12 protein-coding genes are annotated in these 13,705 nt (G+C 37.9%); 5 read left to right on the top strand and 7 right to left on the bottom strand.

Annotation, left to right across the window (positions count from 1 at the left end):
- Positions 1-48 precede the first annotated feature (48 nt).
- The 7 genes from NSQ14_RS02470 to NSQ14_RS02440 form a co-directional block, all read right to left on the bottom strand.
- On the bottom strand, positions 49-1,791 hold the full coding sequence (locus NSQ14_RS02470; RefSeq protein WP_346216822.1) for a phospho-sugar mutase: 1,743 nt from the start codon (positions 1,789-1,791) through the stop codon (positions 49-51).
- 118 nt (positions 1,792-1,909) lie between these two features.
- The gene (locus NSQ14_RS02465; protein WP_041845438.1) at positions 1,910-2,278 is read right to left on the bottom strand and encodes a DUF488 domain-containing protein; all 369 of its coding nucleotides are present in this window, start codon (positions 2,276-2,278) and stop codon (positions 1,910-1,912) included.
- 158 nt (positions 2,279-2,436) lie between these two features.
- Positions 2,437-2,736, bottom strand: coding sequence for a calcium-binding protein (locus NSQ14_RS02460; protein WP_041845439.1), 300 nt, complete (start codon positions 2,734-2,736; stop codon positions 2,437-2,439).
- Positions 2,737-2,836: 100 nt separating this feature from the next.
- A complete protein-coding gene (locus NSQ14_RS02455) occupies positions 2,837-3,091 on the bottom strand; it encodes a hypothetical protein (RefSeq protein WP_346206943.1) in 255 nt (84 codons plus the stop codon).
- 544 nt (positions 3,092-3,635) lie between these two features.
- On the bottom strand, positions 3,636-4,535 hold the full coding sequence (locus tag NSQ14_RS02450) for a transposase (protein WP_341287085.1): 900 nt from the start codon (positions 4,533-4,535) through the stop codon (positions 3,636-3,638).
- A gap of 313 nt (positions 4,536-4,848) precedes the next feature.
- Positions 4,849-7,083 carry an alpha-galactosidase gene (locus NSQ14_RS02445; protein ID WP_346217103.1) on the bottom strand — a complete coding sequence of 745 codons (2,235 nt, stop codon included), beginning with the start codon at positions 7,081-7,083 and terminating at the stop codon, positions 4,849-4,851.
- A 188-nt stretch (positions 7,084-7,271) separates the two neighbouring features.
- Entirely contained in the window at positions 7,272-8,246 is a 975-nt protein-coding gene (locus NSQ14_RS02440; protein ID WP_346206941.1) for an AraC family transcriptional regulator, read from the bottom strand.
- Between the two features lie 176 nt (positions 8,247-8,422).
- On the opposite strand from NSQ14_RS02440, the gene rhaM reads away from it, so the two are divergent.
- From rhaM to NSQ14_RS02415, 5 genes are all read left to right on the top strand, one after another.
- Positions 8,423-8,737: an L-rhamnose mutarotase gene (gene rhaM / locus NSQ14_RS02435; protein WP_346206940.1), complete on the top strand. Its 315-nt coding sequence runs from the start codon at positions 8,423-8,425 to the stop codon at positions 8,735-8,737.
- 24 nt (positions 8,738-8,761) lie between these two features.
- Positions 8,762-10,081 carry an MFS transporter gene (locus NSQ14_RS02430; protein ID WP_346206939.1) on the top strand — a complete coding sequence of 440 codons (1,320 nt, stop codon included), beginning with the start codon at positions 8,762-8,764 and terminating at the stop codon, positions 10,079-10,081.
- A 1,013-nt stretch (positions 10,082-11,094) separates the two neighbouring features.
- Positions 11,095-11,856, top strand: coding sequence for an IclR family transcriptional regulator (locus NSQ14_RS02425; protein ID WP_343190681.1), 762 nt, complete (start codon positions 11,095-11,097; stop codon positions 11,854-11,856).
- 150 nt (positions 11,857-12,006) lie between these two features.
- On the top strand, positions 12,007-12,684 hold the full coding sequence (locus tag NSQ14_RS02420; protein ID WP_343190680.1) for a bifunctional 2-keto-4-hydroxyglutarate aldolase/2-keto-3-deoxy-6-phosphogluconate aldolase: 678 nt from the start codon (positions 12,007-12,009) through the stop codon (positions 12,682-12,684).
- The gene (locus NSQ14_RS02415) at positions 12,677-13,681 is read left to right on the top strand and encodes a sugar kinase (RefSeq protein ID WP_343190679.1); all 1,005 of its coding nucleotides are present in this window, start codon (positions 12,677-12,679) and stop codon (positions 13,679-13,681) included. The genes NSQ14_RS02420 and NSQ14_RS02415 overlap by 8 nt, the downstream gene beginning before the upstream one ends.
- Positions 13,682-13,705: the final 24 nt, after the last annotated feature.

Genomic DNA, 13,705 nt, shown 5'->3' with positions numbered 1-13,705 from the left:
TTCAGCCTATTATTTACTTGTTAAATTCAGCCTTACAATTTTTTTCATTTACATTCCAACAATATGGTGGACCTTCTCCATAACTGCTTGTTGTAAATTGTTGACTAGCTGTTCACTTTCATTTAAAGAGGACCCCTTGACAGCAAAGTAGAATTTACATTTTGGCTCCGTACCGGATGGGCGGACACAGAACCAGGATCCGTCTTCAAGGAAGTATTTCAAGACGTTGGATTTTGGTAAACTGATTGGATTTAATTTACCATTGCTTAATTGTTTGCGGATGCTTGCTTTATAATCCTCCACAGCAGTCACGCGAATACCGGCTATTTCCTTTGGCGGATTGGAACGGAATTCTTCTAAAATGTTCGCAATTTGTTCGGCTCCGTCTTTTCCTTTTAATGTCAAGGATGATAATGCTTCTTTGTAATAGCTGTATTTTTCAAAAATCTCCATTAATGCATCATACAAGCTTTTTCCTTGAGCTTTGTAGTAAGCTGCCACTTCTGCCGCAAAAATGGCCGCTTGTACAGCATCCTTATCGCGGACAAAATCACCAATTAAATAGCCGTAACTTTCTTCATAGCCAAATAGGAAGGTATGTTTACCTGTTTTCTCATATTCTTTGATTTTTTCACCGATGAATTTAAAGCCGGTTAATGTATCAAATGTCGGAATTCCAAAACTTTCCGCAATTGCACGACCGATTTCCGAAGTAACAATCGTTTTTAGAACGATACCATTTTCAGGAAGTAATCCCTTTTCTGCCTTTTGTGATAACAAGTAGTGGAGCATAATGGCGCCGGTTTGGTTTCCGGTCAACACTTGATATTCACCTTCTGCATTTTTTACGGCAACCCCGAGCCGGTCCGAATCCGGGTCAGTACCTAATAAAATGTCAGCATCTATTTCCTTCCCGTATTTAATCGCCAGTTCAAAAGCAGCATGTTCTTCCGGGTTTGGTGATTTTACCGTTGAGAAATTAGGATCCGGTTGTTCTTGTTCTTTTACAACTGTCACGTTTTTAAACCCAAATTGTTTTAACCCCTCTTGAACTAATTTATTTGCTGTTCCATGTAATGGTGTAAAGACGATTTTTAATTCTTCACCAACTTTTTCAACAATTTCTTTATTTAGTTGAATTTTGGCAACATTTCCCAAATAAATTTGATCAATGTCCTCACCAATGTATTGAAGTAAGCCATTTGCCAATAATTCTTCTTTTCCAGTTACTTCGATTGACAGTTCATTTTCTACACTGTTTACAAAGTTGGTAAGTGCATCTGCCTGTTTTGGCGGAAGCTGACCACCGTCATCCCCATAAACTTTATAACCATTGTATTCAGGTGGGTTATGACTGGCTGTGACCATAACACCGGCAGCAGCTCCTAAATGACGAACGGCAAAAGATAGTTCAGGTGTTGGTCGCAATTCTGAGAATAGATAGGACTTAATGCCATGTTTCCCAACTGTTTTCGCCACTTCTAAGGCAAATTCAGGTGACATATGTCTCGAATCGTAGCTAATAACGACGCCTCGTTTTGCACTCTCTTCACCTTGGCTTAATAAATATTGTGCAAGACCCTCCGATGCTTTACGAATAGTATAAATATTCATCCGGTTTGTACCCGGTCCAATTTCCCCACGCATTCCACCTGTACCAAATTCGAGATTTTTGTAAAAGAGTTCTTCTAAGGACTTTTCATCTTCTTTCAGCTTATATAGTTGTTCCTTTAAATCTCCATCCAGTGATTCATTGTTTAACCACTTATCAGCAATTTCTTTCCAACTCATGAAATATCCCTCACTAACCGATAATATTATTGAAAGACTCTTTTTCCATTATAACAAATATCGTTTAGGATGGACATGCTCTGTTAGTAAGAATGGACTAATGATTTTTCCAGCATGATTACATCTCACATCTATTTAATATCTCTTCTTTTAATACTACTGCGTGATTCTTTTCGGTATCTTTTGCACCGTAGAGGAGTATGACATTGTTTTCATCCAACATTTGGCAAATTTCGTCGACTTTTTGACATTTCTCTTCATCATTCCTGAGCTCTTGGAAATATTTTAAGCGGAATTCCTCGAATCGCTCCGGTTTATGGCCAAACCACTTTCTCAACTCACTAGACGGTGCTACCTCTTTAAACCAATAATCAATGTTGGCATCTTCCTTCTTGAGTCCCCTAGGCCAAAGTCGATCGATTAGGATACGGATTCCTTCCGGGGTTATGGATTTATCATATATTCTATGTAGGATGATTTGATTCATTTTCACTCACTTCCGTTCATTTACTCGCCACGAATTTTGGGACAGTTGGACCTTTAAAGTGGGGTGCCTTAGCTTAACATAATTTGCTGAAAAAAAGAGGTAACCACCAAACCTGAAAAAAAAGGCTGGCGGTTATGATATAAATCATTAAATTTATGTTAGCGACTGTTTATAAACCATTCACCATAGTCTTCAAGGATTTGTTTTTGCTTTTCGTTCATGTGCGTAGGCTCCAAATCTAGCAGTGGGAAAACTACCTTTTTCCTACCAAATCTTGTATTTACAAGAATTCCATATTTTTCATCAAAATCACTTATGGCGTGAACGTTTAACACATCTCCCTGCAGAACGATTGTACCGGGCTCCTGCCACTCTATGACTTTTGCCTTAAAAGGGAAATCGAATGCATTGTTTATATGTTTGATCCAAATTTGTTCTTCATCCGGGAAATCTTTCATCTTGTTTATGCCCTTTCTTTATGAAAAATAGGGAATCGTATGAATTTCAAGTCAGTTTATGTACAGCTGAATTCTGGAAGAGGTTAAGAATCGACACGGTTTAGCCTTCTTTTAAAATCTGCTTTATCTCATCCTCCGAAAAACCGGTTAATGAAATAATCGTTTCTATGTCTAAACCTGCATTCGCCATTTTTTGTGCCATCTTTCTCCGCTCGAGGAATTGCCCTTCTCTTTTTCCTTCCTCAATTCCTTCTTTTCTACCTACTTTTCTTCCTTCTTCTTTACCTTCCTTTTTCCATCTCTCAAGTAACTCACCAAAGGTAATAATTTCTTTTGTCTTTTCCGCTTGAGCCATGTCCATACCCTCCTTATTAAAAATTTGGTAAACCTCTTGGATATACTGCTCATTTAATTCATGAGGTAAGTATAAAATATTGTCAACAAACTTCAATAACTTAATCCCGATATCTGATTCGCCAAATGGATATCTTTTCTTTATTATTTCTATGAGTTTTAATTTGTATGTGTACCGTTCTTCGGGATTTGTTCTTGTTTTTGCTTGGTACTGGCCGGCTAATAGCGCAAGAGCAAATGGATTATTCGACTTTAATAGTTGAATTTCCGAGAAGTCGAATAAATGGTGAACCTGAAATCGAAATAGAATGCTTGTCCCATAAAACTGATGATGAAATTTAGAAAGTTGTCTGTATGAAGGATGTGTGACAAGGACAATTGAAAAAATATTTTTCCTATCTTTATCGAAAATCTTGTAGTATGTTTCGAATAAACTTTCAAACCTACCACTATAAGGAAAATCCCAATCTGTAAATTATTTCGGAATTTTACAAAATTATTAAACCACGATGGTTAATCCTGTCACAACAGTCTTCAAAATATGGTTAATCATTGCCTTTTTCCATGATTAGTTTGATTTCCTCCACGGGTAATTCAATAATTTTTGCAATGGTGTTTAATTGAAAGCCTTCCTTTATCATTTTTTGAGCTATTTTTCTTTTTTCTTCATTTCTTCCAATTTCCTTCCCTTTTTCCTCATAAGAAATCGGCAATTCCATAATTTTGCTTGCTAATTCAGGATCTAATTTGTTAACCTCTTGCATGAGAACTTTCTCCTCCTCATCGGTCAATTTTAAATACCTTTCAAAAAAACCATAGATCAACCGTTGACGTGCCGGGTCAAGTTGCATTCGAACCAGCATTCGCAAAAATTCCTTCTTCACTTCAACCCTTTCTGCTTCTGTAAAGCCCATTTTACAGAGTAGTGCTGCCGCAACCGGGTTGTTCGAGTGAATAAAATCACGCCAACGCAATTTTCGCAATGTCAATGTTAAAAATTGAAAGTTTAATACATGGAAGAATGGAAAGCTCATCGTAAATTCATTTTTCTCGTTATAATTTTTATCATACGTAAAGACTGCTATGGGTAAAATTGGTTTCCTATATTTATTATAAAGCAAGCTAAAGTAAAGATACATGCGCTCATGGAAATTTGCTTGATAGTAGCTTTGTGGTTCGACATGAATAATGAGTATTGTTTCTTCCCCTTTTAATGTTGCTTCAATAACGATATCGGCACGCCGACTTTCGCCTCCCAAGAGATCGGTGAATACTTCCTCGGAAAGCGGCCGAATCGCCGAAAAGTCGATATACTTATGCACTTCGGGAAAAAACAACTCGAGAAATTCTGCGAAAAACGTATGAATTAGTTCTTTAAAAAGTTGGTCATGATCTGTATACCTTGACGTACCTGCATCTTCATAAACGTAGGTAAGAACAGGCATGTTGTCACTCCTTTTTAAAATATGATTCCATACTTAGGAATGAAAGTGATTTGTGCAATTGAATCAGGATGAATAAGTAAGGGGGGATTATATACAATTTTCGATATCAGGTTAAGAAATCCTGCTATGGTTTATAAAAAATCGTGTTAGGCAGGGAAAATTTTATAGGAATTATTGTATTGTGGATAACCTAGAACTATGGATAACTTTAATATTTTCCAAACTCCAAGCTTCCCCATATTTGGCAGTAAAACACCACCCAATAAAGCTGGTGGTGCTAGACCGCAGATTAGGAAATTAAAAATTACAAAACCTATCTTTTTGCCTTCATGACAAAAAGTTGCGCCGTAAAATCACCGGATTGTTTATAACCACTCTGATCAACGACAACATTTCCTTCTTCCAATACAAGACCGAAATTCATCAGTTCATCTCCATAATGTGTTACACTTGAACCCTCGATTTCATATTCTGTATTCGGATCCAGACCTTTTAATAGCAGTTTTTTGTATTTAGAATTTGGTTTTGCCAGAACTTGAAAATAACCTATGATCGCTTCTTTCTTATCCTTTGAAACAACCATCCATGCAGTATCATTACCGCTTCCAACAAAGGGACTCAATAACCGATAAAAGATCCCTTTTTGAATCAGTTCACGATGTTTCTTATAAAAATTGATTTGTTCACGCATACATGCCCTGTCGTATTCTGACATTGTTGTAACATCAAGTTCGTAACCGAAGACACCGAAGTAGGCAACAGCAGCCCTCATATGGAGATTGGTCAACCGTTTAACTTGGTGATTTGGTATGGCAGAAACATGTGCACCTATCGCACTTAATGGGTAAACAAAAGATGTACCGTATTGGATTTTTAATCGTTCAACGGCATCTGTATCATCACTTGTCCATGTTTGCGGGGCATAATAAAGCATTCCCGGATCAAAACGTGCTCCACCAGCGGCACACGATTCAAATAAAACATGGGGGAATTCACTGGTCAATCGTTCATACAAACGGTAAACACCTAAAATATAACGGTGAGATAATTCCCTTTGGCGTTCAGCCGGTAAAGTCGCCGATCCTATTTCAGTCATATAGCGGTTCATATCCCATTTGATATAAGAAATTGATGCAGTGGAAAGCAATTTTGCCATCATTTCATAAATATGATCAACAACTTCCTTCCTCGAAAAATCCAGTACGAACTGGTTTCTTCCCGGCGATTGTCTCCTGCCCGGAACTTGGATCAACCAATCAGGATGCTCACTGTATAACTTACTTTGCTTTGAAATCATTTCCGGTTCAATCCACAAGCCGAATGCTAAACCGAGATCATTGATTTTCCGCGACAGACCATCAATTCCACTTGGTATTTTTTCGTGATTAACAAACCAATCCCCTAAAGATGTTTTGCTATTATTTCTTTGTCCAAACCATCCATCATCCAATACAAATAATTCTACCCCGAGGCCTTTGGCAACTTTAGCTATCTCCAGTAATTTCTCTTCATGAAATGAAAAGTATGTTGCTTCCCAATTATTAATCAAAACAGGTCTCATTTTGTCCCGCCATTTTCCTCTGGCTAGCCTGGTTCGATAAAGTTCATGGTACGTCTGACTCATTCCATTTAAGCCTTGGTCCGAGTATACCATCACCGCTTCAGGTGTCTGAAACGATTCTCCCCTCTCTAATAGCCAGTTAAAATCAAATGGATTGATGCCCAACGATACACGGGCAATTTCAAAGTTATCAACTTCAACTTGTGCCAAAAAGTTTCCACTATAAACGAGACTGAACCCGTACACTTCCCCTTGATGTTCAGTCGCATCCGGCCTTTTTAAAGCAATGAACGGGTTATGGTGTGGACTGCTTGCATTTCCTCTAGTACTTGATATGCTTTGGATGCCTACTTCCAGTTTTCGATTTTTCACATGTCTTTCTCTTGCCCAAGCCCCGGACAGATGGATCATTTCAAAATCGGCATCAAAGAAATCAATATTTGCACTCATGACCCTTGTTAAATTCAATGCTTGTTTTCCTTTATTAATAAACTTCGCACTCCGCGTAAGAACATTAAATTGAGCAAAAACGGTATATAGTAAAATGATCTCTGTAGCCGTTAGTTCGTCAAACAAGTGGATTTCCAAAGTAATAGCTTCATTTTCATTTTCTATATAGGTTGCCGGTAGCCCATCTAATCTGGGTTTCCCCTTATAAATTTTATGTTCCTTATACTCAAAGTTCGAAATACGGCTACCATTCTCATAAACAATTTGAAATGCAGGCTCACGAAAATCCGTCGTTCCATAGGATGGATACTCCTGCTTAATCATCTCCAAGGAAAATGCCGGATCATCCTCAAATTGTACAGTGGAATTTGCCCTCGGTTTGATTTTAAGCATATGGGAAAATGATGCTCGGTGGTGAATCCTTTTTCCATAAAATATATGACCTAGTTGGTTATTTTTTAAAACCTTGAATATATAGCTAAAATTCAAACCTTGGATATGAAATTCTTTCGTCCCTTCATTGTAATAGATGGCAATTTGGTCCAACTTCATGTCCATTTCTTCGCCTCCAAAATAAATGTCTATTAAGCTAAAGTCATGATAGTTTATTAATAATAACAGCATGATCATATCTATCCAAAATGAATTAAAATTTGTTATGGAATGATACAAATCCGAACAAAAACAAATAGGGATATTATAAAACTATGCTTCTATTCGACTGGTTATCGATTCATTTTTCTACTTTCATTTGGTAAGCAATGGTAAAATTGTTTGTATTTGTCATAAAAGAAGTTTTTACTGGAAAATCCTACTGTATAAATGATATCATTAATCGGCATTGACGTTGATATGATGAGAGTATGCGCTTTAATTAACTTTTGCCTCGTCACCAATTCAATAAACGTATAATTTGTTTGTTTCTTTATGAGATTACCCAAATAGTTTTTATTATACCCATACTTGTCTGCAATTAACTGAAGTGAAATATCTATATAATTCTCCTCTATATCTTTTAAAATATTTAAAATGAGTGATTGGTGTGGAGTGATTTTTTCCTTCGCTTTAATATGATAATTCCTCATTAGTTCAGTGAAAAGGATGGTAAGATAATTACTAATAATCGTATTTGAAAAAGGTCTATTTAAATAATATTCCTCAATAATTTTTTCCAGTACCACCGTTATATCAGAATCTGTATGATTCCGATAAATGATGTATTTCTCTGTATTATTTACACCTCTTACCACATTTAATAAAAACTCATGAATTATATTATTACTTGCTTTTAAATCGTTCAACCACTGGATATTAATTGAACGATCCCCAAATATGATATTGACCATCAAATCGTCCTCAGATAATGCTTTGATCGAATGACTGCAGCCGATATCAAGTAAAATAATATCACCTTTTGAAAGTGTTACTGTTCTGCCTTCTACAATTTGTGTACACTGCCCCGATAACACATAATTAATCTCTAAAAATTGATGGGAATGGAGCGGGTAATCCGAAAACCGATTGTGTTTACTGACATAAATTTCTTTATTATTGTAAAAAAGTGTATTTAAGATTTTAAACGTATCCTTATTTTGTTCTTTGACATGATCAGGGATATTATCCACAAACTTTTTTTCTATAAGTTGAGCACGTTCTTGTGGAGTATATTCTTTTAGTAGTTCAATGACTTTTCTGTTCACTTCAAATCACCCCACCTGTAAAAATGATACTAATTATATGTTTATTTGTTATTGTAACATAGAGAAAAATGTATTTAAATAGATTTGTAAGCGCTTATAGATATGTATATAAGTTATTAATTTTGGTACTATATTTTTCTTTAATAGGATAATAAAATCTGAAAGGGGAAAAAAATATGATTCGAAAAGCATTTGTCATGGAAGTTTACCCGGATCAACATGAGGAATATGAAAAACGCCACAATGATATTTGGCCGGAAATGGTAAAGGAGTTAAAGAATCACGGTGCACATAATTACTCGATTTTTTTAGATAAAGAGACAAATCAATTATTTGGTTATATCGAAATTGAGGATGAAGAAAAATGGAAGCAAATGGCCTTAACCAAAATTAATCAAAAATGGTGGGCCTTTATGGAGCCGGTTATGAAAACGAATTCAGATAACAGCCCCGTATCAAAGGATTTAAAAGAAGTTTTTCATCTGGATTAGTCAATACTGAGGAGCGTGATACAAATGCAGAAAAACCAAAAGTTTGCCGCTAAAAATGTAACTGGTTGGAAGGCAACTCTAGCCGTTTCGATGACGAACTACATCGAAGCCGGATCAATTATAGCCGCTGCCAGCAGTCTTACCTTATGGCAGGAATATTTAGGTCTTAATAGTGTAAAGGTTGGTCTTTTAAGTGCCTTAAGTGCAAACGCTTTTGGTGCTGCAATCGGTGCGTTAATTGGTGGTTATTTAACTGACCGATACGGGAGGAAAATTATATTCAACTATGATTTACTTATTTATATGTTTGGTGCAGCCCTCATAGCGGCTTCGATTAATTTCCCAATGCTGCTATTTGGAACGATTATTATTGGAATGGCGGTAGGTGCCGGGGTACCTGTAGCTTGGACGTATATCTCTGAAGAAGCACCGAAAGAAAAACGGGCATCTCGTGTTGGGGCTACTCAGCTTGCTTGGTCAATCGGTCCGGCACTCACTTTCGTATTAGCCACTTTAGCTGCTCCTCTAGGATTGTTAGGTTCAAGATTAATTTTCCTTCATCTATTAATCATTGCATTCTTTATTTGGTATTTAAGAAGAGGTCTTCCGGAATCAAAAATTTGGGAAGAGCAAAAGAGGCAAGAACAAAAGGAAATAACAAAAGGATTAATTCAAAAAAATGCTTTAAAAGAGTTGTTTACGCTTAAAGCCAATCGTCAAGCACTCATCCTTTTACTTGGTATTTATCTATTTTGGAATTTAACTGCAGGTGCAATGGGTTACTTCATGCCCTACATTTATGAAAATGTTGGTGGATTAAGTACAGCACAGGCAAATGGGTTACAATCAGTTTTATGGACTTTTACAGTTATTACAACTTACTTCGTCTTTATGAAATTAGCGGATAAATATAGTAGGAAACTAATTTTTGGAATTGGTGCCATTATGGGTGTTGTTGCATGGATTATTTTGACCGTAAGCCCGATGACATGGCCTACTTTAATCGCATTTGTTCTTCTATGGGGTTCAGCAGCAGGTATCGGTGCTCAAGCATTCTATGCATTATGGACAACCGAATTATTCCCAACCCGCTATCGGGCAACAGCACAAGGAATTATGTACTTTATTGTCCGTGCCGGGATTGCCATTTGGTCATTTGTCTTACCAACCTTAATGGATAATCTTGGATTTGTTGTTGCAGGTGTCGTGATGATCGTATTTCTAATCATCCATGCAATCATTGGAATTGTCATGGCTCCAAATACCCAAGGAAAGACATTACAAGAAATTGAATTAGAACGGTATGGGGATGAAACGATGAAAGAACGCGCCACTAACTTATAGACGGCAGCGATTTCACTTAGCAGAATCTTATGATTGTAAGGTTCTGCCTTTTTTACAGAAACTATAAAATAATATTTAAAAACGATAGATAAATATTACTGTCAGTAATTAGCAGTTGGCGTGCCCCTCTATAATTTGTTACATTAGGGTAAAATTTACTCTTAACTCTTTACTTAAAGAAAAATTTGGTTTATTCCCCATCAAATGGGTACTCATTTGAAGATATTTTAAGTATTTTAATCCGCCTTTTTACTCTCCTTGATTTGGATCATCTTCTTATTTCACTTTAATTTAATAAAGATACTTTTACTTGAAATATTCATTGATACAAAATGATAATAAAAATCCAAAACCCTAATTTAACTTAATCGCTCACTTGACAGAAATTATATCCATCTAGTTAAAATAACTGAATTTTCAATAGCCATTTTCTGCACTTTGGTCATACTTCCCCCTTGACTGAAAAAAACGTAATGACTGCTTACTGGGATAGGAAAAAACAAATTGAATCTAAAGCACAAGAACCAACGACTGTATAAATATAATTACTTGCTGAAATAATTATTGAATTATTAGATAATTTCCAGAATAAACAAATAAACTTAGCATCCAAAAGGTTGTATGAAGAATTTGAAAAGAAATATAGTGTTAAACATATTTAGTAATTTACCTAAAAGCAAAGCATTTTAAAATGAGTAGCATACATAGGTAAGTGGAAGGAGAAGATGGCAGAAGTATGCACTTATTTAGGGGGCGATCTGAATCCTTTTTAGTAAAATCATACAAATTATGGAAATATAATAGATCTTTCAATGTGGATTTTCAGAATGGCTATATTGCAACTTACAAAGTCAAAATTGCCTTCCTTCGGGACGTTTCCCGGTGTGGGGTCTCTAAAGAACCTTAGACTTGGCGCCATGACAAACCGTTTTACATCCTTTTCAAATTATGCTATAAAGAGAGTATTCAAAGTTTCTTATTTGGATACTTCAAAAAGACGGGAGTTTGAAAAGATGGAGACGAAAAAACCGTACGGCACGGTTCTGATTCGTGCGAAAGACATATTGGACTATCTGGAATATCGGGTGAGACCGGTGAGTTTGCAGGAAATTTGCACGGCTTTAAATACAAGCAAATCTACTGTCTTAAAAATTTTAATTACCCTTTGTTCGATTGATTTTGTAAAACGTGATGAAGAGACAAAAAAATATACGCTTGGCACCGCGCTCATCCGTTACGGGGAAACCGCCCGCAAATCTTTCAATATTGTAAACGTGGCGGAATCTGTACTCGAAGAACTGAATGACACGATTGGTGAAACCGTCCACCTTGGCATCTATGAGCAGGAACATGTGGTGTACGTGAAAAAGTTGAACGGAAAAGGGCAAATCATTTTAAGCTCGCAAGTCGGGCATACGTTACCGCTTTATTGTTCCGCAATGGGGAAAGCATACCTGGCTGAACAAAGCGAAGAGGAAATCCGCCAATACCTTGCGCGGACAAAAATAGAAAAAAGAACCGAGCATACGTTAACTGATCCAGAAGAACTGATACAAGATCTCCGGGAAGTCAAACAGCGTGGTTATGCGATCGACGAACAGGAAAATGAAAAAGATATCTATTGCGTTGCGGTAGTCATCAAGCGGAACGGGAAAATCGAAGGGTTAATGAGCGTCAGTGCCCCAATGTTCCGGATAACAGAAAAAAAGAAGCAAAAAATTATTTCAAGTATCTTAGAAGCACGGCAAAAAATTGAAAACCAACTGAACGGCTAATGATAAAGAACTTGTTCCCGACACGGGACAAGTTTTTAATTTTATTTTCATGAAATGGTTTACATAGGAGAGGGAGTGTTGTAAAATGAAATTGTATTTATTATATATAAATGTGATTTATCATATGGAAATATTAAAGGAGCGTCTATCATGAAAAAAACACAGGCATTGCAGGTATTAGAAAAAAATGGAATTGTTGCCGTGCTGCGTACAGACTCCGTTGAAAAAGCTTTGCACATTACGGAAGCACTGATTTCTGGTGGGATCAAAAGCATCGAATTGACTTTTACCGTTCCAAATGCAGATATCGCCATAAAAAAAATTACGGAACTGTATCAGGACCGTGAAGATGTCATCGTTGGAGCCGGCACTGTTTTGGATGCCCAGACCGCGCAAACGGCACAGATGGCCGGGGCGAGATTCATCGTTGCGCCGACATTTGATCCAGAAACAGCTGCTTTTTGTAATCTATATCAAATTCCTTATATTCCGGGCTGTATGACGGTAAATGAAATGAAAGCAGCCATGCAGGCGGGTGCAGAAGTGATTAAACTGTTCCCAAGCAATATTGTCGGCCCGGCTTTTGTAAAATACGTAAAGGCCCCGTTGCCGCAACTTGAAATCATGCCATCGGGCGGAATCAGCCTGGATAATATAGAAGACTGGGTAAAAGCAGGATGTAAAATCCTTGGCGTAGGCGGAAGCTTATTGAAACCAGCCGAAACCAATGATTTTGCAAAAGTGACTGAAACAGCAAGAGCGTTTATGGACAAATATCAGCAGTTGACAGAAGCCGTGCATCAGCAATCGAGGGGTCAATATGTCTGAAATTTTAACACTTGGAGAGATTTTGCTGCGCCTTTCCTCCTCTCCGGGGGATCTTTTATCCTGCAGCCATTCTTTAAATGTAAATTACGGCGGGGCGGAGGCCAATGTTGCGACAACGCTTGCCAGTTTTGGCCATGATGTTGCGTTTGCAAGCAAAGTGCCAGATTCTCCTTTGGGAGCGGCGGCGGCAAGAAGCCTCCGTGCAAACAGCATTGACACCTCTCATCTTCTGATTGGCGGCAATCGGATTGGCATCTATTTTTTGGAACAGGGAGGTACATTACGCAATTCCAAAGTGATCTATGACAGGGAAAACTCCAGCTTTTCGGAGATGGATATTGGTGAGTGGGATTTTGACCGGCTTTTTGCAGATGTGTCCCTTTTCCACATTACCGGCATTACCTTTGCTGTGTCCGAATCGTGGAAATATTACGGGCAAATCCTCGTTAAAGCTGCTTTTGACCGTGGCATCCCGGTCAGCTTTGACATCAATTACCGACCGGCGATGTGGACGATGGAAGAGGCGAGGGCAGCCATTATTCCGATCTTGCCGATGCTAACTTACTGCTGCGCCAACTATCTTGATGCCCGGAACTTCTTTGGCATCGATGCATCGGTGGCTGTGCCCGACAATATGGAAGCCTGTTTCCGGGAAATTAGCCGCAAGTACCCAAATCTCCGCGCACTCTATGCGACAGACCGGAATGTGATCTCTCCGTCCTGTCATGAACTGCAGGGCATGCTCTGGACTGACGGCATTTTTGCACAATCCCGGCGTTACCATATGCAGCAGATCGTAGACCGGATCGGTGGCGGGGATGCCTATGCTGCCGGGATGCTCCACGGCTTCTTAACCGGAATGGGCCCGGAAGAAACTGTACAATTTGCGACTGCCACATCTGTTTTGAAACATTCCGTGAACGGGGATGCCCTGCCGCTTTCAGCAGATGAAGTCCGATCATGGGAAGGCGCTTCCGGACGGGAAGTCATTCGGTAAACAAGTTCTCAAAAAAAACAAAAA

The sequence above is a fragment of the Caldifermentibacillus hisashii genome (assembly GCF_039654145.1).
GTDB classification, from domain to species: Bacteria; Bacillota; Bacilli; order Bacillales; family Caldibacillaceae; genus Caldifermentibacillus; species Caldifermentibacillus hisashii.
The sequence above is the reverse complement of the archived record's forward strand: the minus strand, read 5'-3'. Positions and strand labels throughout refer to the sequence as shown.

Excerpts from the sequence above, each read along its gene's own strand:
- NSQ14_RS02430 (WP_346206939.1), top strand. The coding sequence starts at position 8,762 with ATGCAGAAAAACCAAAAGTTTGCCGCTAAAAATGTAACTGGTTGGAAG.
- NSQ14_RS02460 (WP_041845439.1), bottom strand. The coding sequence starts at position 2,736 with ATGAAAGATTTCCCGGATGAAGAACAAATTTGGATCAAACATATAAAC.
- NSQ14_RS02455 (WP_346206943.1), bottom strand. The coding sequence starts at position 3,091 with ATGGCTCAAGCGGAAAAGACAAAAGAAATTATTACCTTTGGTGAGTTA.
- NSQ14_RS02425 (WP_343190681.1), top strand. The coding sequence starts at position 11,095 with ATGGAGACGAAAAAACCGTACGGCACGGTTCTGATTCGTGCGAAAGAC.
- NSQ14_RS02415 (WP_343190679.1), top strand. The coding sequence starts at position 12,677 with ATGTCTGAAATTTTAACACTTGGAGAGATTTTGCTGCGCCTTTCCTCC.
- NSQ14_RS02470 (WP_346216822.1), bottom strand. The coding sequence starts at position 1,791 with ATGAGTTGGAAAGAAATTGCTGATAAGTGGTTAAACAATGAATCACTG.
- NSQ14_RS02420 (WP_343190680.1), top strand. The coding sequence starts at position 12,007 with ATGAAAAAAACACAGGCATTGCAGGTATTAGAAAAAAATGGAATTGTT.
- NSQ14_RS02465 (WP_041845438.1), bottom strand. The coding sequence starts at position 2,278 with ATGAATCAAATCATCCTACATAGAATATATGATAAATCCATAACCCCG.
- rhaM (WP_346206940.1), top strand. The coding sequence starts at position 8,423 with ATGATTCGAAAAGCATTTGTCATGGAAGTTTACCCGGATCAACATGAG.
- NSQ14_RS02450 (WP_341287085.1), bottom strand. The coding sequence starts at position 4,535 with ATGCCTGTTCTTACCTACGTTTATGAAGATGCAGGTACGTCAAGGTAT.